At 43.4% G+C, this 24,454-nt stretch carries 17 protein-coding genes, 1 tRNA gene and 1 pseudogene; 5 read left to right on the forward strand and 14 right to left on the reverse strand.

The window, feature by feature from the left end:
- Positions 1-71: 71 nt before the first annotated feature.
- From DWX61_RS14025 to DWX61_RS14035, 3 genes are all read right to left on the reverse strand, one after another.
- Positions 72-6,770, reverse strand: coding sequence for a DNRLRE domain-containing protein (locus DWX61_RS14025; protein WP_118625924.1), 6,699 nt, complete (start codon positions 6,768-6,770; stop codon positions 72-74).
- Positions 6,770-6,985 (reverse strand): phage holin, encoded by a 216-nt coding sequence (locus tag DWX61_RS14030; protein WP_173723443.1) that lies wholly within the window; start codon positions 6,983-6,985, stop codon positions 6,770-6,772. Before DWX61_RS14030 ends, DWX61_RS14025 begins: the two co-directional genes overlap by 1 nt.
- A gap of 159 nt (positions 6,986-7,144) precedes the next feature.
- Positions 7,145-7,408, reverse strand: a complete 264-nt coding sequence (locus DWX61_RS14035) for a helix-turn-helix transcriptional regulator (RefSeq protein ID WP_118515082.1) — start codon at positions 7,406-7,408, stop codon at positions 7,145-7,147.
- Between the two features lie 557 nt (positions 7,409-7,965).
- On the opposite strand from DWX61_RS14035, the gene DWX61_RS14040 reads away from it, so the two are divergent.
- Both DWX61_RS14040 and DWX61_RS14045 read left to right on the forward strand, forming a co-directional pair.
- Positions 7,966-9,057: an acyltransferase family protein gene (locus tag DWX61_RS14040; protein WP_118625926.1), complete on the forward strand. Its 1,092-nt coding sequence runs from the start codon at positions 7,966-7,968 to the stop codon at positions 9,055-9,057.
- Between the two features lie 6 nt (positions 9,058-9,063).
- The gene (locus DWX61_RS14045; RefSeq protein WP_118625928.1) at positions 9,064-9,537 is read left to right on the forward strand and encodes a transporter; all 474 of its coding nucleotides are present in this window, start codon (positions 9,064-9,066) and stop codon (positions 9,535-9,537) included.
- Between the two features lie 131 nt (positions 9,538-9,668).
- Here the strand turns inward: DWX61_RS14045 and DWX61_RS14050 are convergent, their stop codons facing one another.
- The 6 genes from DWX61_RS14050 to DWX61_RS14075 all read right to left on the reverse strand — a co-directional run bounded on the left by DWX61_RS14050 (position 9,669) and on the right by DWX61_RS14075 (position 13,590).
- Positions 9,669-10,676, reverse strand: a complete 1,008-nt coding sequence (locus DWX61_RS14050) for a calcium/sodium antiporter (RefSeq protein ID WP_118625930.1) — start codon at positions 10,674-10,676, stop codon at positions 9,669-9,671.
- A gap of 338 nt (positions 10,677-11,014) precedes the next feature.
- Positions 11,015-11,701, reverse strand: coding sequence for an HAD hydrolase family protein (locus DWX61_RS14055; protein ID WP_118625932.1), 687 nt, complete (start codon positions 11,699-11,701; stop codon positions 11,015-11,017).
- A 15-nt stretch (positions 11,702-11,716) separates the two neighbouring features.
- Entirely contained in the window at positions 11,717-11,947 is a 231-nt protein-coding gene (locus DWX61_RS14060) for a hypothetical protein (RefSeq protein ID WP_021650258.1), read from the reverse strand.
- 413 nt (positions 11,948-12,360) lie between these two features.
- Complete coding sequence (locus DWX61_RS14065) at positions 12,361-12,756, reverse strand: protein-export chaperone SecB (protein ID WP_015543171.1); 396 nt, start codon at positions 12,754-12,756, stop codon at positions 12,361-12,363.
- Positions 12,757-12,766: 10 nt separating this feature from the next.
- The gene (locus DWX61_RS14070; RefSeq protein WP_005424066.1) at positions 12,767-13,003 is read right to left on the reverse strand and encodes a hypothetical protein; all 237 of its coding nucleotides are present in this window, start codon (positions 13,001-13,003) and stop codon (positions 12,767-12,769) included.
- A complete protein-coding gene (locus DWX61_RS14075) occupies positions 13,003-13,590 on the reverse strand; it encodes a poly(ADP-ribose) polymerase family protein (protein ID WP_118625934.1) in 588 nt (195 codons plus the stop codon). Before DWX61_RS14075 ends, DWX61_RS14070 begins: the two co-directional genes overlap by 1 nt.
- A gap of 259 nt (positions 13,591-13,849) precedes the next feature.
- On the opposite strand from DWX61_RS14075, the pseudogene DWX61_RS19700 reads away from it, so the two are divergent.
- Together DWX61_RS19700 and DWX61_RS14085 are read left to right on the forward strand one after the other, a co-directional pair.
- A pseudogene (locus DWX61_RS19700) lies at positions 13,850-14,063 on the forward strand (transposase zinc-binding domain-containing protein); the annotation flags it as partial.
- 361 nt (positions 14,064-14,424) lie between these two features.
- The gene (locus DWX61_RS14085) at positions 14,425-16,428 is read left to right on the forward strand and encodes a diguanylate cyclase domain-containing protein (protein WP_118625936.1); all 2,004 of its coding nucleotides are present in this window, start codon (positions 14,425-14,427) and stop codon (positions 16,426-16,428) included.
- A gap of 239 nt (positions 16,429-16,667) precedes the next feature.
- Here DWX61_RS14085 and DWX61_RS14090 read toward each other — a convergent pair.
- From DWX61_RS14090 to DWX61_RS14110, 5 genes are all read right to left on the reverse strand, one after another.
- A tRNA-Arg gene (locus tag DWX61_RS14090) sits at positions 16,668-16,741 on the reverse strand.
- A gap of 158 nt (positions 16,742-16,899) precedes the next feature.
- Entirely contained in the window at positions 16,900-18,132 is a 1,233-nt protein-coding gene (locus DWX61_RS14095; protein ID WP_118625938.1) for an ABC transporter permease, read from the reverse strand.
- Positions 18,125-19,912: an efflux RND transporter periplasmic adaptor subunit gene (locus DWX61_RS14100; protein WP_118625940.1), complete on the reverse strand. Its 1,788-nt coding sequence runs from the start codon at positions 19,910-19,912 to the stop codon at positions 18,125-18,127. Before DWX61_RS14100 ends, DWX61_RS14095 begins: the two co-directional genes overlap by 8 nt.
- A gap of 2 nt (positions 19,913-19,914) precedes the next feature.
- Complete coding sequence (locus DWX61_RS14105; RefSeq protein ID WP_021650257.1) at positions 19,915-20,622, reverse strand: ABC transporter ATP-binding protein; 708 nt, start codon at positions 20,620-20,622, stop codon at positions 19,915-19,917.
- Between the two features lie 271 nt (positions 20,623-20,893).
- Positions 20,894-22,288, reverse strand: a complete 1,395-nt coding sequence (locus DWX61_RS14110; protein ID WP_022427054.1) for an aminopeptidase — start codon at positions 22,286-22,288, stop codon at positions 20,894-20,896.
- 261 nt (positions 22,289-22,549) lie between these two features.
- Here DWX61_RS14110 and DWX61_RS14115 point away from each other — a divergent pair, with 261 nt between their 5' ends.
- Positions 22,550-24,262: an ABC-ATPase domain-containing protein gene (locus DWX61_RS14115; RefSeq protein ID WP_118625942.1), complete on the forward strand. Its 1,713-nt coding sequence runs from the start codon at positions 22,550-22,552 to the stop codon at positions 24,260-24,262.
- Positions 24,263-24,454 lie beyond the last annotated feature (192 nt).

Below are 24,454 nucleotides of genomic sequence, written 5' to 3' on the forward strand. Positions count from 1 at the left end.
AGGTGTCTCTTCTTTTATGCAAAATCACGAACTTGCTCATTTATAGTATATAAATGATTTACTTCCTGTCTTCAGATATAAACATCATAATATTTATTTCTATACTCGTATGTTCTAAACCGATATATTCTCCCCCCTTTATAAAGATACCCCCCTCCTGCTAAACGACCTCTTGAAACTACAAAGTCTCTTACACTGGGCGCTTTACTCAAAATAACACTACTCATAGCGGTTCTTTTATTATTAACATTTGCTATTCTACTTACCTTTTTTGAATATCTATTTCCCTCTCTAATCATATGTGGAATAGCGTCAATTGGATCTTTTATTGTTTCTGATATTTCTTTGCACACTGATATATATGTATTTTTTGCTTTTACCAGCGAAGCTCCATCATCCCATTTAAAAAACTCCATTGCACCATTTAATCCAATTCCAAAGACTGTATCTGTTGCAGCATTAATAACTGCAATTGAAAAATCAGGTGTATCATACATATTGCTTGCTAAATTTCCAGCAAAATCAATTACCGTACTAGTTAATGCATTACCAATTCCTAACAAATTCATACTTGCACTCATTCCTGATACTACAGCTTCTACCCAGTTTATTTCATCTAACGATTTACGTTCTAAAACAATTTGACATCCAATAGACACTCCTGCCCCTACTGCAAAACTAGCAATTAGATTCCATATTGCACCATATTCATCATTTCTGTTGATAGGGTTCTGTCCACAATATGAGAACAAATTTCTATTATCTAATGTTTTCAGTGAAGACATTACAACTTTATACGAATCCGCACTGATAAATCTCCGGATCTCCGGATCATAATACCGGTTCTTCAGATAGTACATTCCGGTTTCTTCGTCGTAGTAATAGCCTCTGTAGCGGAACGGGTTTGTTTTTCCGATGGTGCCGGCTTTGCTACCGGTGATGCTCAGGATTTTTCCCCAGCTGTTATACTTGTATTCTACTACAGTCTCTCCGGTGTCGTCAATCAGTGCAATGACATCATTCTGGAGATTTCTTACGTAAAAATAGTCTTTTCCTGACACTCGCATTGAAACAGGATTTGCTGCGGAATCATAGTAATACCAGATTCGGCGTCCCTCACCTTTTTCTGTTACCAGAAGATCTCCTGCCATGCAGTATTCGGTTGTTACATTATCAACGGTTTTCTTTACTCGATTTCCGGCATGGTCATAATAGTATCGGATCTTTTTCCCGTTATTGACAGACTCCAGCTTTCTTCCCTGTGTCCAGGTAAATGTAGTATTTCCTTTTTGGGTCATATTTCCAATTGAATCATACTGCATGACTACACCATTCCACTTCATCAGTTTATCCCGCCATACCTGTCCGAAGGTTCCGGTTTCTGTTGCAGATGGTTTTGTTGGAAGCGTTCCTGTTGTATATGGATACTCACATACTTTTACAAGATTTCCACCCAGATCATACTCATAGGTGAATGTCTTCTTCTGCGTCTGGCTGTTTTCCCGGATCAGACGGTTCAGCTCATCGTATATATAGGATTCTTTTACTGTACTGGAACCTTTGGTATCTGTGATCGCCGTGATATTTCCGTTTGCATCATAAGTATAACTCAGGGTTCTGGAACCTACCGTTATTTTTCTTGGAAGTGTACCGACCTGTTTATCCGGAGAATAATATCCATATGTCAGAGTTAAAGGATTTGTGGTATTCCACTCTGTTTTTGCAACTCTTCCACAGGAATCATAAGTAACGGTTCTCTCTTTTCCGCTCATGATCTTTGTTTTTGTTTCTCTGCTGTCTTTATCATAGCTGTAATTTGTTTTTGTTCCATATTCATCAGAATATACGCGAAGCTCTGTCATGTTATTATTTGCATCATAGAAATACTGGTATCTCTGTCCGGATTCATCTGTAACACGCATCAGCCTGTCCAGGAAATCATATTCCAGATCATAGGTTTTTCCAGCCAGGTATGCCTGTACTTTTGCAAGATTTCCGCTTCGGTCATACACATAATGATTCATTCTTTTTTCTGCAGACGCACTGGCACTGTGATAATAGCTCATCTGGATACGATCCATACTGTCATACTCGTAGCGGATATAATCTCCATTGCTGTAAATGGTCTTTGCAAGATTTCCGTTTTTCTCTTCATATTCATATCTGACAAGTTCATGAGAATATTCTGCATCCGTTTCTTTTTTATCAATAGAAGCTCGCAGCATATTTCCAAATGCATCATAGGTAAATCCGTAGGCAAATCCATTATGGCTGATGGACGCAAGTCTGTCATTTTTGTAGGTATACGCATTGGTCACTGTTTTCTGTACATTTCCAATTGTTACTTTCTGGCTTACTGCACTGAGACGCTGTGCGGCATCGTATCTGTAGGAAATCTTATTTCCTCTTCCATCTATAAGTGATTTCAGCAGATCTGTAGTTTCATCCCACTCATAGGATACGGTATTTCCCTCTGTATCCGTAACGCCTGCTACATGATTTTTCTTCTCTGTGAATTTACGGGCCACCCAGGTGCCCTTTGTCTCTGTGGTATCTGACGCAGCAATACAGCCACTTTCCACAATGTTTCCTTTTGTGTCATATTTCAGACGGTATCTGACTCTTTCGGCAGAAGTTGCGGTTCGCAGACGACGTTTTGCATCATACTCATACTTAAAATTATTTCCTTTCGGGTCTGTGATCCCGGTTACATCACCAGTCGCATTGTACTCAAATTTCTGCCGATTCTTCTGAGCATCTGTAACAGAAATGAGATTATTTTCTGCATCATAAGTATATGTCTGTCCGAACTCCTCCCGGAATAACGCAATGCCATCTACAAACGCATGATTGGCATTATGGCAGTATGTATACGCTACCTGAATACTTGCATAATCATTTTTTGCCACGTACACATCACTCAAGAACTGCCAGTCCAGAATATCCGGACTGAAATTACTGTAGTGTGTATCTTTTGTCTTTCCATCTGCAGATATAAATACAACTTCCACACCAAACCTGCGACCTTTATCCACAGAAGATTCCGGAAGTGTTGTTCCGAATCCCCAGGCATTCACCATGTAGGTATCGCCTTTTTTTCCTGTGAGATCCAGTTTTTTGACCAGACGTTTTTCACTTTCATAATCTCCAACAAATTTGAAAATATGATTGTCAAGTCCCGGCACCCTTTCATTTACTTTGGCCGTTGCTTCACGGTCTGTTACCGGAGCTTTGGATATCGTAAGAGCTGTATTTAGGATATAAGCAAACTTTTTTTCTTCTGTATTTTCAGGCATAAACGCATACCATACTTCTCCGTTATTCTTTGTAACTGTTCCCCGTATACGGATTCTTTTATCTTTGGGAAGTGTTACCAGCCCACTGACTGTAGATGGAGTCGTATAGCAGTTCACCGGTGCATATGTGTAACCATACGGCGTGTTTGTTGCCAGTCTTACTACAGAATCTGCGGAAATATAGCCATAATATCTTTTTCCGTCAATATCCAGTCCTGCTTCATACCACTTGTTTCCACTGGAATCTTTTACAGATGAGCGTAATGCCAAACAGGTATTTTTTTCAATCCCTTCCTGTACCGGTATTGCTGATGCAGATGGGGCGGAGCGGAGAATGGCATTCTCAACTGCAGTACATGCGGAATTGCTGGCGCTTCCTCCCGGCATATAAATACACAGAGACTCTGATCTGACATATCCTTTCTGCCCGTTCCTTGTTTTCACATAGTACCAGAGATTTCCACTGGCATCTTTCAGAAATGCCATTGCCACCACACATTCATTCTTGAAGATACTTGTGATCTTTGTTTCTGCAGACACCTTTGGTGTTATATAAACATCCGCAAAATCTGTGATCACCATCATTGCATATCTGACAGGAATATATACGCTGGTTCCCACTGTTGTCAGTTCATCTGCAAGCGTGGTTCCCGAGCCGGTAAAGCCCTGCGTACTCCCAAAGTAAAAATCTCCATTATCTATCAGATTGCAGCGGTTTGCAGTTGTTCCGCACTCCAGCTGTGCCATGTCTCCATAAACTGTTCCTTTTACCCGATACATGTATAAAAATACTCTTACTTTTGTATCGGCCGCATCTTCCGGTACCTTGAATGTTGCCTTCTGACGTATAAACCCACCGGTACTTTTTTTGATTCCTTCACTTACCGCATAGACATTTTTTCCATCTTTATCATGATATTCAACTCGTGCAAAACATCTTCCATTTTCTCCAATCTCACTTATGACAGCTTTCATATACATGGAGAATGTATAGGTCGCACCTTTTCTCAGCGAAACTTCCTGATACCAGCTGCAGAACTGATTACTTACCTCGCTGGTAAGCTGAAGGGATCTTGTCCCTGTTTTTACATTCTGACTGTCGGTATTGACCGATGCTTTGATATTTTTTTCATCGGATACATAGGATTTCCAGCCAAGTGTCTTTGCCTGAATGATCGGATCCTTCAGCAGCTGGATGATATTTGACTGAAGTTTTGTTTCATTCTGCAGACGGTTGGTGTAATTTTTATCCTTGCTGTATCTTGCACTTGCCGCATGGCCAAATCCATCATGCACATGCAGAAGGTTTCCTGAATTGTCAAATCGTAAGATCTCACTTCTGTTTTTTCGATCTGTAAATTTTGTGCTGTTGTATCCATAGGTAAGCCGCAGGCTGTTTCCTTCTTTACTTCCTCTTCCGTACTCAGTTATCTTTTTTACTCTGTAAGGATTCTGGCTGTAATAGTCGTAATGCACTTCACTTTCATCAACATTACGGATCTTCTGGAGCAGACGGGTTGTTGTATAGGTATATGTGGTCTTGGAATTATCAATATCTGTGATTGATGTAAGACATCCGTTGGTATATGCAAACGTCTTGCTTTTCTGATCTGGTCCTGTTACCTTTATCAGATGATTTGCTTTTCCTGCACTGTCCGTATCATAAGCCAGTGTTGTCATACGGCCTGCACCGTCTGCGATGGATGCAATACGCAGGTTGGTATATTTCAGGCTAAGTGTATTTCCATGTCGGTCTGAAATAGATCGTAAATATCCTGCTGTCATGAAGTTCAGGCAGTTTTCTTCTTTATCTTTGATCACATAGGCAATATCGGAATCTCCGGTTTTCAGTATCAGTTCCAGATCCAGGCCGGTTTCCTCTTTCCATTTCTTTTTTGTACTGTCATATACAAAATAGTGGACTGTACCATCTCCATCTGTATGTTTATAATACTCCGTTCCTGCAATAGTGACTTTCCGGATCGTCTGATGATAATTCAGACGGACTCCATATCCGTAACCGATATCGATGTCTTTATCATTGCTGTTGTATACCTGTGTCAGCCCCATCGGCATCAGTGAGCCGCCTGTTTCCATTGTATTATGCTGCATGATCACATTTCCGTTGTAGTCATTCACGTACACGGTGCCTGCACGTCCTGCTTCCTGGCTGTGATATGTCCAGTAGTCCTCAAGGCCGGAGTAGTTTACGTAGGAAATGTCGATTCTCGGACGCATATTCGTATAATCACTGTCGCAATCTGATGAAAGATACGCTGTATATCCCGAAAGTTCATAACTGTCCCTAAGTAATACACCATAGTTACGTCCATTCTGATACCATTCCTTCACAAGCCGTGTAATATCAAGGCTGATATATTTCTGTTCATCTCCGGTAAACTTACATATATCTTCAACTGTTTCCGAATACATAGGCTTGTTCATCCACGTAAGATTGGCAGAATCCCAATCCTGCAGTACACGATGAACCTGAACAGTTCTTTCTTTTCCATCTTTTGCAAGAGACACCATCAGCATGCGTGCATTGATTACCATATCTCCGGTTTTGATCATCGGCAGTTTAAATTTCAGATAACTTCTCTGAATAATATCACCACCTCTGGTTTTTAAATACATCCCTTCACGATCAGTACCCGCTGCATCCTGTGAATCTACACATGCATCAATAATTTCCTTCACGTCTTTTGATGTTGTCGTAATCGGATCGACAATAACCGGATAAATTCTTTCCGGATCTTTCAGCCATTCTTCATCCGGTGTGATCCGGATCGCACAACGGTCTTTTTTTCCTTCATCCAGAAGTTCGATTCCGATATTTTCTGATCTTTTTCCTGCGGAATCTGTCATAAACGGCGCCGCAACAGCAAAAATCTCTTCCTCTGCATCATTTACAAATCTTACGCAGGAATTTCCTGCTACCGGATGAAGTTTTTTGGTATGATAGAGCCATGTAAAAGAACCGATTGCTTCCGGTGTTTTCAGGGTGATATCTTCTTTTATGCTCTTTCCTCTTACACAGAAACGGCTGTCTGTTCCCGGAAGGATATCCGGATAAAGAACTGCATTCGTTCCGGTTTCTTCCGCCTTTACTTTTTCTGCGTTTTCCAGTGCCCAGCTGATCTTATATGCATCTTTGGTAACAGATACCGTCCCCTGCTTTCTGGAATGCTTACGAAATACGACTTTCCATTTGCCTTTTCTGTTGGCAAAATCCTTCTCTGCCCTCTCGCTGGCTGCGTATTCTTCTGCCATATTTTCTTCCTGATCTGCTTCTGTGTCTTCATCCATTTCCTCTGTCAGGGTATCATCCATTTCCTGCCAGATTCCCTCTTCGTCCTGATAATGGACATCATCCAGATAGATTTCTTTCGTAAAAGAATGATCCTCATTCTCAAACAGTTTGGATGCTGCGGTTCTTTCTTCTTTTATTTCCCGTCTTTTCTTATCTTCCATTATTTCTTTCCTTCTTTCTTTTCATTTTTGAGCCAGATCCATAAAGCAGTCATAACTGTTACCATTCCGCTCAGGATCTGATACCACTCTTCTTCTGAAAATGGGAGTGGATTTCTGCCTGTCAGTTCCAGGATCTGATTCGTCAGTGCGATCATAAGCACTGTCATCCGGATCAGTACATCTCTTGGAAATCTGATCTTTCGTTTGATCTTCATTCGTTTTCCACCTTCTTTCATCTCCGGTAAAGCTGGCCTTCACTTTACGCTCTGTAGTCAAAAACATATGTTTTACGCTTTATATAATATCGAACATCTGTTTGTTTTTAAATTACATATATGTTATTTTTCGTAACATATATGTAGAATCGAATATTTTTATCTCCAATCCTGTGCTTCCCTGCACGCTTTATCACTGTTTCTGAACAGTCTGATAACTTCTTCTTCCGAAATACCCAGAAAACTGACGATCTGAAAAAACAGCAGGATACTCATGGCATTTTCTCCATTTTCGATCCTGGAGATCGTCATCTTGGATACATCTACGCCTTCCGCCAGTTCTTCCTGACTGTACCCGCCTTTTTTCCGACATATACGGACATATTCTCCGATCTGATATAATTTCTGCTCTTCATTCTTCATTTTCTTTTCCCCCTTATAAAGAAAAAAGCCAGGAAAACACCCCTGATATTAAAATCAGGGAAGTATTTCCTGGCTTTGAGTCTGGCTCTTACGCAATCTACAGTTGCCGGCCGGCTTCTCACTCAGTTTTTATGTGGTTTTCTTATCTCTTATGTGTTCTGTAATAAAAGATCTGCCTTCTGTATTGCTGTTCATTGCAATGTGCCAGCTGTATCTCCACCTCTTTTCTGCATCTGGGACATTTGATCCGGAGGATTCCGGAACAGTCACCTGTCAAATCGAACAATCTGCTGTTGGAGCAACTCGGGCAATGTACTCGTATTGCTTTTTTGTCGGGTGTTCTTTCTTCGATGTCCACCACTTCTCACGCTCCTCTTTTTTCGAATATATGTTCGTTTCTTATATTTTCCATTATACAAACTTGTGTTCGTTTTTGCAATAGTAAATTTTCCCTCCGACAGCTTTCCAATCTCCCTCGTTCATGCTATACTGAACCTATCTCTGTCTGCCTGTTTCAGTCATGGGGCAGACTTATTTTTTCAGGAAAGGATTTATTTATGAAGCGTATCAAAAATATCGATCTGCTCCGTGCGGGGGCGATTCTCTACATTATGCTGTATCACTGCTACGTTCTGTCCGGGCAGCCATGGCAGTCGCATACAGCCATCCACACACTTCTGACTCTTGGAGGTGAAGTAGGAGTTACACTGTTTTTCCTGTTAAGCGGATATGGGATTTATCTTTCCCTTTCTTCTTCGGAGGCGCGAGGCTGTCTCCCCGGCTGGCGGGCTTTTATGAAAAAGCGCTGCATCCGCATTATGCCCCAGTATTATGTATGTATCACGGTCCTTCTGATCTTTATGTCCACGCAGATGTTCAGCAATGAGGGACTTCGGCATATCCTGGCGTATTATACTTTTACGGAGAACTTTTCCCCGGTGACTCATGGTTCCATCAATGGTGCGCTGTGGACGATGGGCGTGATCTTTCAGTTTTATCTGATTGCCCCGTTCCTTTATAAAGCAGTCCGGAAAAACTGGCTCGTCTCTGCCATTGTGTCCATTGTTTTCACTGTTATCTGCCGGTTCGCAGTCGTCCGTTATCTCCACAATTCCGGTATTTCGGATAACTCTGTATATTTTGTATACGAGCGTCAGGTATTCTCTGCGCTGGATAATTTTGTGCTGGGAATGGCTGCTGCCGCTTTCTGGAAGCAGACCGGAGATCGTATGCAGGATTACCGGCTGAAGCTTGGACTTCCGGTTTCTATTGCAAGCGCCGCACTGATCCTGGTATGGATCTTTTATTATCACAGTCACGGGCTTTATGGCACTGCTCCCTCCGGTTATCCGGCCCATTCCATCCTGGCGGTCCTGCTCAGTATACTACTTGTGGGATTCTCCCTCCTGCCGGAAATGGATTTCAGATTTCTGCGTCCACTGTATTTCGTGGCACGGAACCAGTACGGGATCTATCTGTGGCATATGCCCATCATTATGATCCTGCAGGCCAATGCTCCATGGTTCAACACCATGAGCCAGCAGCGCTTCTGGCTGTTTTTGCCATGTATGGTTGTCATCACCTGCGTATTCGGCTATTTTGCAACCCGTTTTATCGATCATCCCGCTTCTGCGAAAAAGAAAGGATAACTTCCCATGAAAGACAGAACCGCAGTTAACCACAATATCCGCAAGCATTTTAATGAACTGATATACAACACAGCCCGTTACACAGAGATCATGTTATCCATCGTGATCATTATCGTGATCGCACTGTCCGGACTCCGACTGATCCTTACAACTGCCGGTACCTCCGTCATGGATATGGACACCAGCTTTTTTACCAGTTTCCTGTCGCAGGCACTGTCCCTTGTAGTCGGTGTGGAGTTTGTAAAAATGCTCTGCCGCCATTCCGCCCAGACTGTTGTCGAAGTCCTGCTTTTTGCAACAGCAAGGCAGATGGTCGTGGAACATCTCGATCCTGTACAGACACTGATCGGGATCATCGGTATCGCCATTCTTTTTGCCGTCCGGAAATATCTGATGACGGACAGCGATGATATGACCCCGCATCAGAAGAACGATTCAGAAGAATCTTCAAAAAAAGCTTTCTCTTCTGAGTGCAAATGAGCATAATTGCAGAAAAGCTCCAACTGTATCCCGATATTGATACAGTTGGAGCTTTTCTTATAAATTTTGCATTGGTATAAACCCTATCCGATACTATTATCCACGTCGGACCAGCTGCATGCCCACAGCAGCTATCTCCAGATAATATACCCTGCATAGATCAGGTACATACACACCATGGAAATTCCCTCTTTCCGGCTAATTCTCTGCTTTGTGGCCGCATAGATCCACACGATCAGCGAGAACACGATAAGTATGACAATATCAATAATATTTTCCCGGATCAGTGCCACCGGATTGATGGCAGATGCAGCTCCGAGAACCATCAGAATATTGAAAATATTGGAGCCTACCGCATTTCCCACAGCCATATCCACTTCGTTCTTTCTGGCTGCAACCACGGAAGTCACCAACTCCGGAAGGGAAGTTCCGATGGAAACAATGGTCAGTCCCACCAGTGTCTGGCTCATTCCAAGATCAATGGCAATGCGGCTGGCAGCATCCACGGTAAGATCTCCGCCAAAGGCAATGGCAAGTGCGCCTCCCACAATAAAAAGGATGCTCTTCGGCCAGGAAAGGATGCCGATTTCTCCTTCCAGTTCTTCCATTCCTTCCATGTCCACATTTTTTCCTGCTGCCCTGGCCTTCATGGCACTTCGGATCATTGCCACAATATAACCTGCAAAAAATCCCAGCAGGATCATTCCGTCCAGATGACCAAGTCTCATTCCGATCGTATCTCCTGCTGCCAGGATTCCAAGCCCCAGAAGAAGGAGCGCACAGATCATGGAAAACGGAATATCCCTCCGGATGGTTTCCTTCTGTACCAGGATCGGCGTCAGGATGGAACAGACTCCAACAACCACCATCAGGTTAAAAATATTGGAACCTACCACATTGCTGACCGCAAGCTCATTGTTATTGACCAGTGACGCCGTAACGCTGACTGCGGTTTCCGGCAGTGATGTTCCCATTGCCACAATAGTAAGTCCTATGATGATCGGCGGCACCTTCAGCCTTTTTGCGATACTGGAGCTTCCTTCTACAAAGAAATCCGCACCCTTCATCAGGAAAGCAAAGCCGATCACAAGAAAGACTAACACAAGGATCAGCGGTGAACTGTTTACCAGATTTTCCATTTTTCTTCTCACTTTCTGTTTTTATTTCCCATAACCAGAAGATTCATTTGTCGCCTGCCCTGCTGAAAAAATTCTTTCCGGCATTCTTTTGTTACATAAAAAAGACCCATGTATGCCCTGCTGCAATAAAACATAACAAAGCATACATGAGTCTCATTCTTTAAGATTTGCCAGGTTTTTCAGAAAAAACCGGGTCTGTTGACAAATCACACTTACGTGCGAACTACTCCCTCATGGAATTGAAATTTTCGATTTTTTTCAATTTAACAGAATTGTTTTTAAAAGTCAACCCCTGTCCGGTGACTTTTCTTTACCGGAAGCACATATTTTATGTATCTTTATTGTTTCCCGCTTTCAGAAACAATCCCTTTCAGAATTTGTAAGACTCCATCTTCACTATAAGAGGGACACACTCCTTTAGCTGCTGTCTGCACTTCCGCTCTGGCATTGGCTACTGCGTAGCTCATTCCCGCTTTCTGGAGCATGGCGATATCGTTGAGGTTATCTCCGAATGTACAGGTTTCCTCCGGAGAAATTCCCAACTGTTTCTGAATAAATTCGACAGCTGTACTTTTTTCACCCTCCGGCGGAGTACTGTCCATCCATTCTTTTCCGGCAGCCGCCAGCGTTACCTTATCCCTCCATGCCGGTGTAAAATACGGTGCGCAAAGTTCCTCACACCGTTCCGGGTGATAGACAGAGAATTTCAGCACCTGTTTTCCCTGAAGAGAAGAAAGATCAGCCACTTTTCTCATATCATAACCATAGGAATCCCGCAGCCACCGGAACATCCTTCCATTCTCATTCTCCGCATAGCTGCACTCTGGTGTGGCAATATAGCAGTCACATTCCGGCATTTTTTCTTTCACCATATGGTGCATACGTTTCCAGGCCTCATCCGGAAGTGTATGTACCTTCAGGATCTTATCATTCTTCCGGATCACTGTCATATATTCCGGATTGATAGTCATGGTTCCGTCTTTTACAAGAGTTCCGTCTACGTCTGTTGCAATCAGTTTTATCATGTTGTTTTTACTCCTCTACATCGGACAGCTTCTTTTTTCCTCTTTATCCATATCTCCACGGACATATCTGGCATTGAACTCCATATTGATCTCACGGATCTCTTTTTTTCCATCAATATAATCCTGATACATATCCGCAAGTCTCGCCATACAACCATCACAGTTTGCGGAGATATTTCCCAGAGATTCCTCTACGATCTGTTTACGTTCTTCTTTTGTTGTATCTTTGATCAGATATCCTGGCATTGTTTTTTCCTCCTGATAGATTCACCTGTATTTCAGGTGTTTTGTCCTTTCATTATTGTTCACTTTTTCTGTAAAAAAAACTGCTTGTATCAAACAAACAGCTTTACAAAAATTTTCCTTTTCTGTTTTTTTATTCTACTCTGGCCAAATGTCAGTGTCAACACAATTTACTTACTTTCACCTGATATCACTCCGTAAGATTAACAGTAATAAATAACACATGCACAAGTGCTTCATTTCTGATTATAAATATCTATAAATTTATGTAGCATGCAGTTTTCAGGTCAACAACTATATTTTTTATAAAAAAAGAAACGAGCACCCCACCCAGGCAATAGCCGTACGGTAACAAACCCGTTTCTTTCTTTTTTAAGAGTACTATAATCCATATACTGATGTCAACAGCATTTATGTTAATTTTTCTTTTGATCATTCAGCATCGCAACAATATTCATTGCCGGTAATAAAATAGGTGCCATTCCCGGCTGAGTTGTTATGGTAGAAATATAGCTTCTAATATATGGGAACAGAATAGCAATAGCATTTCTTTCAAGAATACTCATGTTTTCCTGCTGAGTATTGAATATTGCTCTTCCTTTTACCCAAACACATACTTTTTCATCTTGATCTGCAACTTTAGTTGTAAGAATAAGTTCAAACTTATCATCACCGATTTTATTCAGACTATGATCAACCTGAACTCCTAACTCCAGATCATCTAACGATCCATCTTTTTTTCTAAAGCTACTTTCTATAATTTCAATTTTGTCTAAAATAAGAGCACTTTCATATTTAGATCTGACTTCCATATTTTTTCTCCTAGCATGCAGTTGCGTAATCATCCATAAAATCAAACTCTGGCTTTACATTACTTGTATTAATGTTGTTATTCGAATAATCAAAATACTTCTGAGGCGGCGTCAAAATCTGTTTTACATCTTCCTCTGTAATTGCATGCACTCCCTCTGCATCTCTTATCATAGGAGTTTTAGCAGTTTTACTCAATTCAACATTATACTTCTCGCACAATGAAAAGAACAATTCTTTATCTAACATTAAATCACCTCTTCTTCTTCATTATATATTAGTTTTGTTGATTTAATACATTCTTTTTTTGAAACACAAATTTGACGTTCATTAAATCCAAGGCCTGTAATATTCATTATTTTCTTCTGTAATTCTTTATCCTTCTTGTTTCTTCGCATTGTATAACCTGCATAATCTTTCTGAAATGTTCTGGTAATAACAGCGATATTCTTTTTTTGCTTATAATAATCAAAGAAAAGAGCACGAAAATTTTTATCATCAAATACAGGCATATTTCCAGAACAATTTTTTTTAATTTCATCTATGCATTGGATAATCTCAGCGAAAAATGCATCCAGTTGTTTATTATCATCCAAATCCAATACTTCTTCATCCGGTGCTTCTATAGTCGCCCTAAAAATCACTCTTCCAAAATCGTTATTATGTAAAACAGCTGTTGCAGACCACCATAATGCTTTCTCATAATCGTCAAAAAAATATACTCCCTGTCCCAACCAATGATCAGCACGATAGTTACATTTCGCAGGATCAAATCCATTGCTTTCTATACTGTCTTTGTGTTTTGAACAGGTTCCATGATATCCTATTTCATTCATTCTTTACTCTCTTTTGGATTTTTATCAACGTCACTTTTTAAGTAACTCAATTTCAGATTTTATTCAATACAGATATGATTATATATTTTACCACGCTCAAGCAAGCTCTGCAATCTCATTTCCATACAATAACAATAGAAGAATTTTTTTATCACTTTTACTTTTTCAAAATCACTTTCCTTTTATCTCACTTCAAGCCACTGGTCAATGTTCCCAAAATGTACCGCCTGCAGGTTATCTACATCAACCAGTTGCGGGAAGCTGTTTCTGCCCTACCTGCGGAAACAAGTATTCCATGGAACGCACTACTTCCATGTCTCTTAAACTTGTTAATGTCTAGCACCGCCATTGTGTTTTTACTATTGATAAAAACCTTCGTGACTTTTTTCTTGAAGACCGTACTCTGCTCGACTGCCTCTTTCACTGTTACCAGTGTCGTCTCACGTATGTTCTTCAAAATGAATAAGTCTAAATGATGACGAACTTGATGACGCTTTTGGAGAGGAAGGCTTTTATATCTTCTAATCCAAGAAGCGTCTTGTCGTTATGCCCGCCTCCGTGCGGGCATTTTTTTATTTAGGAGAACGCCGCAGGCTGTCTTTCCTATAAAAGAAACGTGCGCCGCCAGGCGCACGACGCAGATATCGCTCAGGCACTGGACGCAATTTAATAGAATCAGGTATGTTTCGAAAAAGGAAAAACTCAACACTGTTCTTCCTTTTTTTATGCTTTATTTTGTAGATTTTTCATATGTATTTTTTTGCATTAATGATATATTATTGGTATAATATACAAAAAATAACTTATTCACTTGCATATGGAGGCCTAAAAAAAATGAAGACATCTGATCGCTACAATATCGGCATTCTTATTGGTGGCGTGCATACTTATTTTCCCAAAGAACATATCCGCGGCATTACCGAAGCTGCCAGAGAATTAAATGTTAATGTGTGTTTTTTTCTCGGAACACAGACCAAAGATTTCTTTGAAGATCTGCTAGGTGGAACTCACAAAGATTCTTTTGATTATCAATTCAAAACTATCCACGATTACAGTCTTATTGGTGGTCTTGACGGATTGATCATCAACTACGGAACTCTTGGGCTTCAATTAAAGAATGAAACTGCGGAAAGATTTGCATTGAAATTTAATTCGATTCCTACAGTATTTCTTACAGAGATTGTTCATTCTCCAAACTGTCATTCCCTGATCTGTGACAACAAAAACGGAATCCACATGGTCATGGAGCATCTGATCAATGAGCATCATTGTCGAAAAATTCTTTTTGTAGCGGGTCCTTCTCAGAATACTGATGCAAATGAACGCAAAAACACATATCTTGAAAGAATGGCTGCGCACAATCTGCCGGTCACTCCACAGATGATCGCACAGGGTGACTACTCTGAATTTGTTGACCGCCAGGTTCAGCACCTTCTGGATGATAATCCGGATGCACAGGCCATCGTATTTGCAAATGATGAAATGGCATTTTCCGGATACCGCGTGTGTGAACAATGTGGTCTTGAAGTTGGCAAGGATATCCTCATTACTGGTTTTGATGACTGCGAGCGCGCTTCCGGTATGGAGCCTCCTCTTACAACCGTTCAGCAGGATGGCGTCCTGATGGGAAAAATGGCTGTCTATGATCTGATAGCCAAACTGGATGGCAAGGAAGTTTTGTCCCGAAGAGTTCCTGTTTCTCTATGTGTCAGAGAATCCTGTGGATGTCAGGAGAAAATTCCGGAAATCCGCAGTACTCCTGTAAACCTTACTGAACAGATTCATAAGTTAAATCGCACAATCACAAATATGAAACTTGAACTGATCAACTTTCAGAGAAAATCCTGGTTTATTCCTTCCTTAGCCAGAAATCTGAATGACTGTATGGATGATGAATATGCTTTTCTTCTGTCAGCAATGGAAAACATGCGTGAGCTTCGAACCAAATGTACTTACCTCTTTCTTCTGGATGAACCAGTCATCTATCATCAGAATGATGAATGGATATGTCCACAAAATCTTCGGCTTGCTGCCTATTATCGAGACGAAGAAACAGCTACTTTTCATCTTTATGATCGCCAGCCTGTAAACGCTGAAAATGGCATCTGCCAGTTAATGGCAGATAACGACCGTCACCAGTTTATGGTATTTCTGCTCTTCTCCGGAGAAAAGCAGTATGGTCTTCTTGCATGCGATATCCAACCGGAAGAATTTCCGTTCTTCTATGTGATAAGCCTGCAGATTGGCCTTTCTCTTCATTATCTTGAAATCAGTAAAGTAGAAGTTCTCCGTCGTCAGGAAATGTCCAGGGATCTTGAGCTTGTCCGTGAACGTAACCGGGAACTTGGATTAATCTCCAAATATGATGAACTGACAGGACTTCTTAACTTAAGAGGTTTCACTGAACAGATCAAGAATTTTTGCAGCAAAAGCGAACATCAGCGCGCCTATATTATCTGCGCTGATCTGGATCACCTTAAAGAAATCAATGATACGTGGGGACATCCGGCAGGCAATTTTGCCCTGCGAAGTGTCGCTAATATTTTTAACGGCTGTCTGCGCAGCCAGGACGTCGTTGCCCGCACTGGCGGTGATGAATTCCTGATCCTCCTTAACTGTCAGGAAAAAAACTTCCAGGATATTTTCCGCAAACGAGTCCGGGATGCATGTGCTGCTTTTAATGCAGAATCCGGCAAACCATTTCTCGTGGAGGTTTCTCTTGGAATCACCGAATTCAAGCCAAGCCCGGAAACAGATATTCCTGCAATCATCGAACACGCTGATAAAGACCTTTATGAAGCCAAAAAGCTCCGCAAAAACTCCGTTCGTCGACCGTAAAACGGGATGCAATATATTTTAAAATGGGGCTGTCGGGAAATAGATAGCCCCTTAGCTTACAAATATTTATACATTGATTTCAAATACTGCGGATTGTTTTTCTAAATTACCATCATAGGTGTAAAAATTAATCTTAAACATCCCCGAAATAGATAAGTCACAGGTTTTTACACAAACCTGAAAACGAAAAAAAAGCCGGAAACCATTGATTTTTCAAGGTTTCCGGCTTCTTAAATTAGCGTGCGTTAGAGGATTCGAACCCCCGACCTTTTGGTCCGTAGCCAAACGCTCTATCCAGCTGAGCTAAACGCACATCTTTGTTGCTTTTCCTTTGTGATATTTCGTATCACCGCTGCAACAATATGTATGATACTCTAAGACCTATAAAATGTCAAGGGTTTTTTGAAACTTTTTTTGATTTTTTTTAAAAATATTTTTTATTGCTATTTTTGATGCAAAAGCAACAGTTTTTTAATTCCGTCTAAGCGCCTCAATCGGACTCAGTTTCGCTGCCTTTCTCGCCGGATAGATTCCGAAGAATACACCTACCGCGCAGGAGAACAGCGTAGCCGCCAGGATGGTTCCCGCACTAATCCCAGGTGTGATGGTCATTCCCATACTGCTGCTGATCACCGCACAGATCCCATAGCCGCCTGCAATCCCCAGCACAATACCGATCAGCCCGCCTATGATCGTCAGGATCGCTGCCTCCGCAAGGAACTGTAACATAATGGACGAGGTTTTCGCTCCAAGGGATTTCCGGATACCGATCTCCCTGGTACGCTCTGTGACGGACACCAGCATGATGTTCATAACACCAATACCACCTACCAGAAGGGAAATTCCCGCAACAAAAGAGATAAACGCAGTGACCATGCCAAGCATCTGGTTCATGGATTTCATGACATCCTGGAAGCTCTGTACCTGGAAATACTCATCTTCGGCACACTGGTGACGTCTCTCAAGAAGATTTATGATCTTGTCTGCGACTGCCTGGGAATCCAGACTCTTATCCGCCTGAACTATGATCTGATAAAATTCTCCGCTGCTTCCGGTGAAGTCGTCCATGGCCGTATAAGGCACATTTATGGTCACCGGCATTCCATCGTAAGTATAGCTGACAAAGGTTCCGTTTTCCTTCTGTGTGGTAACTCCGCAGATGCGGAATGTCTTGGTCAGATCATAGCAGGTGATGTCCAGTGTCATTCCCACTACATCATCCGTTCCGAAAAGCCTCTTCGCATCGGCATCGGAGATCACGCAGACGTTTTTTCCCTCTTCGACCTCCTTCTGCCCGAAATAGCTTCCGTACTTCACAGAAGCATTGTCCACCAGCTTGGCATCCTGGGCCTCCCCGGTCACTGTAAGATTAAAATCACCCTTTCCGGTTACGGTCTCGCCTGTATAGGAATCTGAAACATTAACACCTTCCACGCCATCCAGCTCCCGGACTGCATCAATATCTTCCGGCTCGATCCAGACCTGGTCTGCTATGGCATCATCACTGCAGTAAACAGCGATCTGGCCGCCGCCGATATCATTGATCTCGCTGTTCATCTGATTCTTCGTACCCTCACCGATGGACACAATGGCGATCACAGATGCGATACCGATGATGATCCCTAACATGGTGAGAAAGGATCTTCCCTTATTGGCCATGATATTATGGATCGCCATTTTGATATATTCATAAATATTACTCATTAGCAGTCTCCCCTGTCTCTGCTGCACTGTCACTGTCTGCCGCTGCTGCCTCTGCCTTCATTCCCTCTTCCAGGGAGCCCAGATCCTCGATGACCTCATCTCCGGCTTTAATTCCATCTGTGATCTCAACAGAATCTTCGGAACTGATTCCTGTAGTGATATCCTGTTTTGTGATCACACCATCCTTCAGCACATAACAGAAGGAACCATCCTTGCCGATATTTACCACTCCAGCCGGAAGCGTTACCACATCCTCTGCCTTTTCTGCATAGATCTTTACCTTCGCATCTACTCCCAGAAAAATATCCTTGTCTGGCTTGTCGATGCCCACTGTGGCAGAGATCAGTGTGGAGCCTTTTTCGTTGGTTGTGGCAATGTGACTGATCTTTGTCACCTTGCCGGTATATTTCTTGTCCCCAATGGTGATGTCCGCATTCTGTCCTTCCTTTACCTTATCGTAGTCATACTTGGACACATTGATATCAACGCTGACCTTATCTGTATTCTGCAGGGTAAAAAGCTCCATTCCCTGTGTTGCCGCTGCGCCCTGCTGGACTGCTGATTTGGAAATGACGCCGTTAAAATCCGCCGAAATGCCTTTCTTTCCTTCTTCTACCAGCTCTTTCGCAGATTTTGCATCCAGCTCAGTAAGATTGTTGCTGACACGCATTTTTTCTTTCTCTTCTTCTGTAAGGCTGGCAGAATCCGCCTCTGCAATGGATTTCTGGGAAGCAAGATCCGACTGCAGATCCGCCAGATCAGAGGTTGCCTGTTCGATCGCATTCTCAATGGCAGAAGTATCCACTGTACTTCCTGCAGAAGAAGCATCCGCAGATGCCTGATCTGTCAGCCCCGGTGTTTCCTCTGAAGCTCCATCGGTAACAAAATCACCGGCCGCACTACTGCTGTAATCAGAATACTCCGGCATTTTTGGCTGGCTGGCCTTCTTATCCTCATAAGCTTCCTTTGCTTCCTGGCAGGTGATCTCTGCCTGACTTCTTGCTGCTTCCGCTTCATCCAGCACCTGGGCATTCTCATCGCTCTGCTCTGCCTGCCACTGTGCAAAAGCCATCTGATACCTGGTATCTGCCTGATTATAAGCATTCTGTGCCGTTACATAATCGGAATTCAGCTGTCCCAACTCCTTCTGGTACTGCGGAAGTGTCTCATTCTGATATGTAGTCAGCGCTTCTGAATACGCTCTCTGAGTCTCTGCATCCCTGGCAGCCTGGGCCTCTGCCTTTGCCTGGGCCTGTGCCTTTGCCTGTGCCTGCGCATCTGCCGCAGCCTGAGCCTGTACAGACGCCAGCTGTGATCTCAGGGAAGCCAGATAATTCTGCTGCTCCCTTACCTGATGTTCCAGACTGGAAACCTTTGCTTTTGCGCTGTTCTGCTTCTGCTGGGCCTCATTAGATTTATTGATGGAATTTTTGTAATCATACTGTCCGGACTGTACATTCAGCTCTGCTTTCTGATTATCCCTCTCCAGATCCTTCACTTCAAACTCTATCAGCTTCGTTCCCTTTGAAACCGTATCACCTTCTGCAAAGGATACGCTTTTGATCTGTGCGTTCACAGGAGAATAAAAGGTCTTCTGCTCATCACTGACAACGGTTCCGGTTGCATCTACGATCTCCTCCACATCTCCTGTCTCCGCTTTGGTAACAGCAATCTGCGGAGTCTGTGTTTCCCCGCGGCCTGCACCGGATGCCGCATAAATACCGCCTGCCACAACAGCCACTGCTGCCACACCGATCACAATCTTTTTCCCTTTTTTCATTCTTAAGCCTCCTCGACAAATTCCTCATTGATCGTATCTGATTCAATTTTTCCATCCATGATCCGGACCACACGTCTGGCCTGAGCCGCGATCCCATTATCATGAGTGATCAGGATCAAGGTTTCTCCTGATCTGTGCATTCCCTTCAGGATTTCCATAATTTCCCTGCTGGATGCAGAGTCCAGGTTTCCCGTTGGTTCATCTGCCAGGATCACCGGCGGCCTGGCTGCGATAGCTCTGGCAATAGCCACACGCTGCTGCTGTCCCCCTGACATTTCGTTTGGCTTATGATCCATACGTTTCTCAAGTCCGACTTTTTTAAGAGATTCCACAGCAAGCTTTCTTCTTGTTTTCCGGTCGATCCCACGATAGATCAGAGGAAGCTCCACGTTTTCCAGCGCCGTAAGATTTGCGATCAGATTAAAGCCCTGAAAGATAAAACCAATCTCCTTATTTCGTACCACCGAGAGATCATTATCCTTCATTGTGGATACATCTGTTCCATTCAGATAATATTTCCCGGAGGTGGGGACATCCAGACAGCCCAGCATGTTCATAAAGGTGGATTTTCCGGAACCGGACTGTCCGATAATAGCCACAAATTCACCCTTATGGATCTCCAGGTTCACATGATCCAGCGCCCGCACCTCATTTTCTCCGGGATTGTAAACCTTGCACAGATCTACTACCCGTACCAATGCATCTTCCATAATAAAATTACTCCTTGTAAAGTAAATCAGTCCCAGGCAAGCCTCTCCTCTGCTTATTGCTTTTCGCCATTGAAGCAGAGAGCTTCCCTGATCAGGTTAAAAAATACAGAGCGAAGTCTGCAGGGGATACTGCTGTTTCTCGTCGGAACGCTCCAAGCCAAAACAGCAGCAGGCAGACTGCTCTGTCATTTCCGGGAAATCCCCGCTCATTGATCTGTAACGAAAAGATCACCTGAATGTCTTCAGAACTGACGCACATTTATACATCCGTTTATGCATCAAGTAAAAATGCCTTATATGCCTTGTATGCCTCATATACATCTGCCTTGCTGGTAACCTCCCACGGAGCATGCATACTCAGCACTGCCACGCCACTGTCAATAACCTCCATTCCGTAAAGTGCCGCAATATAAGCGATGGTTCCGCCTCCACCAAAATCAACTTTTCCAAGCTCTGCTGTCTGGAAAGCAACATTGTGATCATCAAAAATCCTGCGAACTCTTGCAACGTACTCTGCATTGGCATCGTTGGAACCGGATTTTCCTCTTGCCCCGGTGAACTTGTTAAGAACAATACCGCGTCCAAGATATGCTGCATTCTTTTTTTCAAAAGCCTCGCCATAGGCCGGATCATAGCCGGCACTTACATCGGAAGAAAGCATGCTGGAATTACGGAGAGCTCTTCTTAATGCAAGCTCGGAATAGCAGCCCATTCCGTCCAGAAGCTCTGCCACGCTGTTCTCAAAAAATCTGGACTGCATGCCTGTGGCACCAACGCTTCCGATCTCTTCCTTATCTACAAGGAGACAACAGCCAGTACGCTTCGGTGTCTCCTCCATCTCCAGCATTGCCGCAAGGGATGTGTAAGCGCATACACGGTCATCCTGTCCATATGCTGCGATCATGCTGCGGTCAAGTCCACAGTCTCTTGCCTTTCCTGCCGGAACGATCTCCAGCTCTGCAGAAAGAAAGTCCTCTTCCTCAATACCATATTTCTCATTTAAAATCTTCAGCACATTCTGTTTTACCGCATCCTTTTTTGAATCATCCGGAAGCTCTGCAAGAGGTCTGCTTCCGATCAGGATATCCAGCATCTCACCCTCAATAACCTCTGCTGCCTTTTTCTGGAGCTGTTTTCCGGAAAGATGGATCAGAAGATCTGTGATGTAAAGTACCGGATCCTCCGCATCCTCACCAATGCTGATCTCCACAATGCTTCCGTCCTTCTTTGCAACAACGCCATGCATAGCAAGAGGCAGTGTCACCCACTGGTATTTCTTTACGCCACCATAATAATGGGTATCCAGATAAGCCAGGTCCGTATCCTCGTACAGAGGATTCTGCTTAACATCCAGTCGCGGAGAGTCGATATGTGCACAGAGAATGCTCATCCCTCCGGAAAGCTCTTCGGTTCCTACATGAAACAGGGCAACGATCTTCTTCATCCCTACTGCATAAACCTTGTCACCGGCCTTGATCTTCTCGCCTTTTTCAAGCTTCGACTCAAGAGATTCATATCCGGCAGCCTCTGCTTCCTTTACGATTTCTGCAACACATTCACGTTCCGTTTTTCCTTTATCCAAAAATTCTCTGTAAGCCTTCGCAAGCTTCTCCATTTCTGTTTCTTCTGCTTCCTTATAAGAAAGCCACGCATTTCTTCTTTCCATTTTAGTGGTCCACCTTTCTTTATAGCTTCCGGCAGCTGCCGTTTCTCATCATATTATCTGCAATCTGTCTACTATTATAGGTCAAACATTTACGAATTTCCACCGCAATTCCCATTCTTTACAAAATCTTTATGATTCGTTATAGTAGTTCTTAAGAATTGGCCCTGTATCCAAAATTTTCAGGTATCTTACACACGGAAAGCTTTCTGTTTCACCGTAGACTTTACCTGTATGCTCCCACAGGGCAAAGGAGGAAACAACATGCAATCATCTGCTCAGTTAAAAGAGCTTCTTCACAGCATCAACCGCAAAAGCTATCCTGCATACAAGTCTCTGCGGGGTGCATACCAGTTTGACCGTTATATTTTGTCCATTGACCACGTACAGGGGGATCCTTTTTCCTCTCCCTCTCACATCAGTGTGAAGCTCTCCCATCGAGACACCGGATTTCCGGCAGAATATTATAAGGATTCCCTGACCCGCATCACACTGGGAGACTTTCTGAACCGCCAGTTTGAACAGCAGGTAAACCGTTATGCCTTCCGTGCAAAGGGCTCCGGAAAAAGCGGTCTGATCTCAGTAAGCCACTGCGGTCAGGAGGTTCTTGCACGTACTGCCTGTGAAATAACGGAAAAAGGCATCACTGCACGTTTTTTCATCGGTTTTCCGGCCAATGGCAGAACCATCAGCTCCCCCGAACTGGAAAAAATCCTCTTCGATTTTCTTCCGGTCTGTGTTCACAAGGCATTTTTTTACCGGAATCTTGACCCGGAAGCGCTGAGAAAAGCCATCTGCCTTGCCGAAGATCAGGCATTTATCCGCCAGGAGCTGAAAAAACGTTCTCTGGCTGCCTTTGTCAGTGACGGCGCTATCCTCCCCAGGGAAAGCGGCATCTCTTCACGCCCGATGAAAAACTCTGTTCCTTTTGTTTCTCCGGAAAGCCTGAGAGTTTCCATGAAGCTGCCCCACAGAGGAACCATCACAGGCATGGGCATTCCCTGCGGCATCACCTTGATCGTAGGTGGCGGCTACCATGGCAAATCCACCTTACTTAACGCACTGGAGCTGGGAATTTATGATCACATTTCCGGTGATGGCCGGGAATATGTCATTACCGATCCTTCTGCCCAGAAGCTCCGCTCCGAGGACGGCCGTTTTATCAAAGATGTGGATATTTCTCTTTTTATCAACGATCTTCCAAATAAAAAAGACACCCTCTGCTTTTCTACAGAGGATGCCAGCGGCAGCACTTCACAGGCTGCCGGTATCGTGGAAAGTATGGAGGCAGGAAGTAAAGTCTTTCTCCTTGACGAGGATACCTCTGCTACCAACTTTATGGTTCGTGATTCCTTCATGCAGCGGGTGATCTGTCGGGAAAAGGAGCCCATCACTCCATTTCTGGAACGTGCCCGGGATCTCTATGAAAAGGCAGGGATCTCCACTATCCTGGTTGCCGGAAGCTCCGGAGCTTTTTTCCATATTGCGGATACTGTGATCCAGATGGATAATTATCATCCGGTGGACATCACAGCAGTTACCGGAAAGCTCTGCCAGGAATATCCTCTCTCAGACATTGAGGCCCCTGCATTCCGCCTGCCGGAAAGCCATCGCATCATGACCAGGGCCAAAGTGGCTCCATCCCGCCACAGCCGTCCCGGACAGCCGGAAAGACTGAAAACCAAGGTTCACGGCAAAGATGGCTTTTCTCTTGGAAAAACCGAAGTGGATCTCCGCTATGTGGAACAGCTGATCGACTCCGAGCAAACTGCATCCCTGGCGTTGCTTCTGAAATATGCCTGCGAACATCTTATTGACGGAAAACGTACTCTGCCGGAGATCATCACTTATCTGGATACTCAGCTGAAAAGGCAGGGATTGTCCTTCTTCTCGGAAGGCTCTTATATTCCATGCGGTTATGCCATGCCCAGGATCCAGGAAATATATTCCTGCTTTAACCGCTATCGCAGGCCGTAGCTGTGCCTGAAGCTGTATATCCAATAAATCTCAGACAACAAAAAAATGCTGCCGATAAACATTGGAAATCTTTATCTCCTCTGTCATTCGGCAGTTTTTTCTGCAATGCAAAACCACCGTCCTGTCGGCTCTGTCTTGCCAATGGAACGGTGGTTTATCTTCATACATATTTTAGGGAAAGGAAAGAGTTTT

Origin of the sequence: Ruminococcus sp. AF20-12LB (assembly GCF_003478985.1) — a bacterium.
Classification (GTDB): domain Bacteria; phylum Bacillota; class Clostridia; order Lachnospirales; family Lachnospiraceae; genus Blautia_A.

Coding starts and splice junctions, on each gene's coding strand:
- DWX61_RS14045 (WP_118625928.1), top strand. CDS start 9,064: ATGAAAGACAGAACCGCAGTTAACCACAATATCCGCAAGCATTTTAAT.
- DWX61_RS14040 (WP_118625926.1), top strand. CDS start 7,966: ATGAAGCGTATCAAAAATATCGATCTGCTCCGTGCGGGGGCGATTCTC.
- DWX61_RS14060 (WP_021650258.1), bottom strand. CDS start 11,947: ATGCCAGGATATCTGATCAAAGATACAACAAAAGAAGAACGTAAACAG.
- DWX61_RS14065 (WP_015543171.1), bottom strand. CDS start 12,756: ATGGAAGTCAGATCTAAATATGAAAGTGCTCTTATTTTAGACAAAATT.
- DWX61_RS14050 (WP_118625930.1), bottom strand. CDS start 10,676: ATGGAAAATCTGGTAAACAGTTCACCGCTGATCCTTGTGTTAGTCTTT.
- DWX61_RS14085 (WP_118625936.1), top strand. CDS start 14,425: ATGAAGACATCTGATCGCTACAATATCGGCATTCTTATTGGTGGCGTG.
- DWX61_RS14100 (WP_118625940.1), bottom strand. CDS start 19,912: ATGAAAAAAGGGAAAAAGATTGTGATCGGTGTGGCAGCAGTGGCTGTT.
- DWX61_RS14035 (WP_118515082.1), bottom strand. CDS start 7,408: ATGAAGAATGAAGAGCAGAAATTATATCAGATCGGAGAATATGTCCGT.
- DWX61_RS14055 (WP_118625932.1), bottom strand. CDS start 11,701: ATGATAAAACTGATTGCAACAGACGTAGACGGAACTCTTGTAAAAGAC.
- DWX61_RS14095 (WP_118625938.1), bottom strand. CDS start 18,132: ATGAGTAATATTTATGAATATATCAAAATGGCGATCCATAATATCATG.
- DWX61_RS14075 (WP_118625934.1), bottom strand. CDS start 13,590: ATGAATGAAATAGGATATCATGGAACCTGTTCAAAACACAAAGACAGT.
- DWX61_RS14030 (WP_173723443.1), bottom strand. CDS start 6,985: ATGAAGATCAAACGAAAGATCAGATTTCCAAGAGATGTACTGATCCGG.
- DWX61_RS14070 (WP_005424066.1), bottom strand. CDS start 13,003: ATGTTAGATAAAGAATTGTTCTTTTCATTGTGCGAGAAGTATAATGTT.
- DWX61_RS14110 (WP_022427054.1), bottom strand. CDS start 22,288: ATGGAAAGAAGAAATGCGTGGCTTTCTTATAAGGAAGCAGAAGAAACA.
- DWX61_RS14105 (WP_021650257.1), bottom strand. CDS start 20,622: ATGGAAGATGCATTGGTACGGGTAGTAGATCTGTGCAAGGTTTACAAT.
- DWX61_RS14025 (WP_118625924.1), bottom strand. CDS start 6,770: ATGGAAGATAAGAAAAGACGGGAAATAAAAGAAGAAAGAACCGCAGCA.
- DWX61_RS14115 (WP_118625942.1), top strand. CDS start 22,550: ATGCAATCATCTGCTCAGTTAAAAGAGCTTCTTCACAGCATCAACCGC.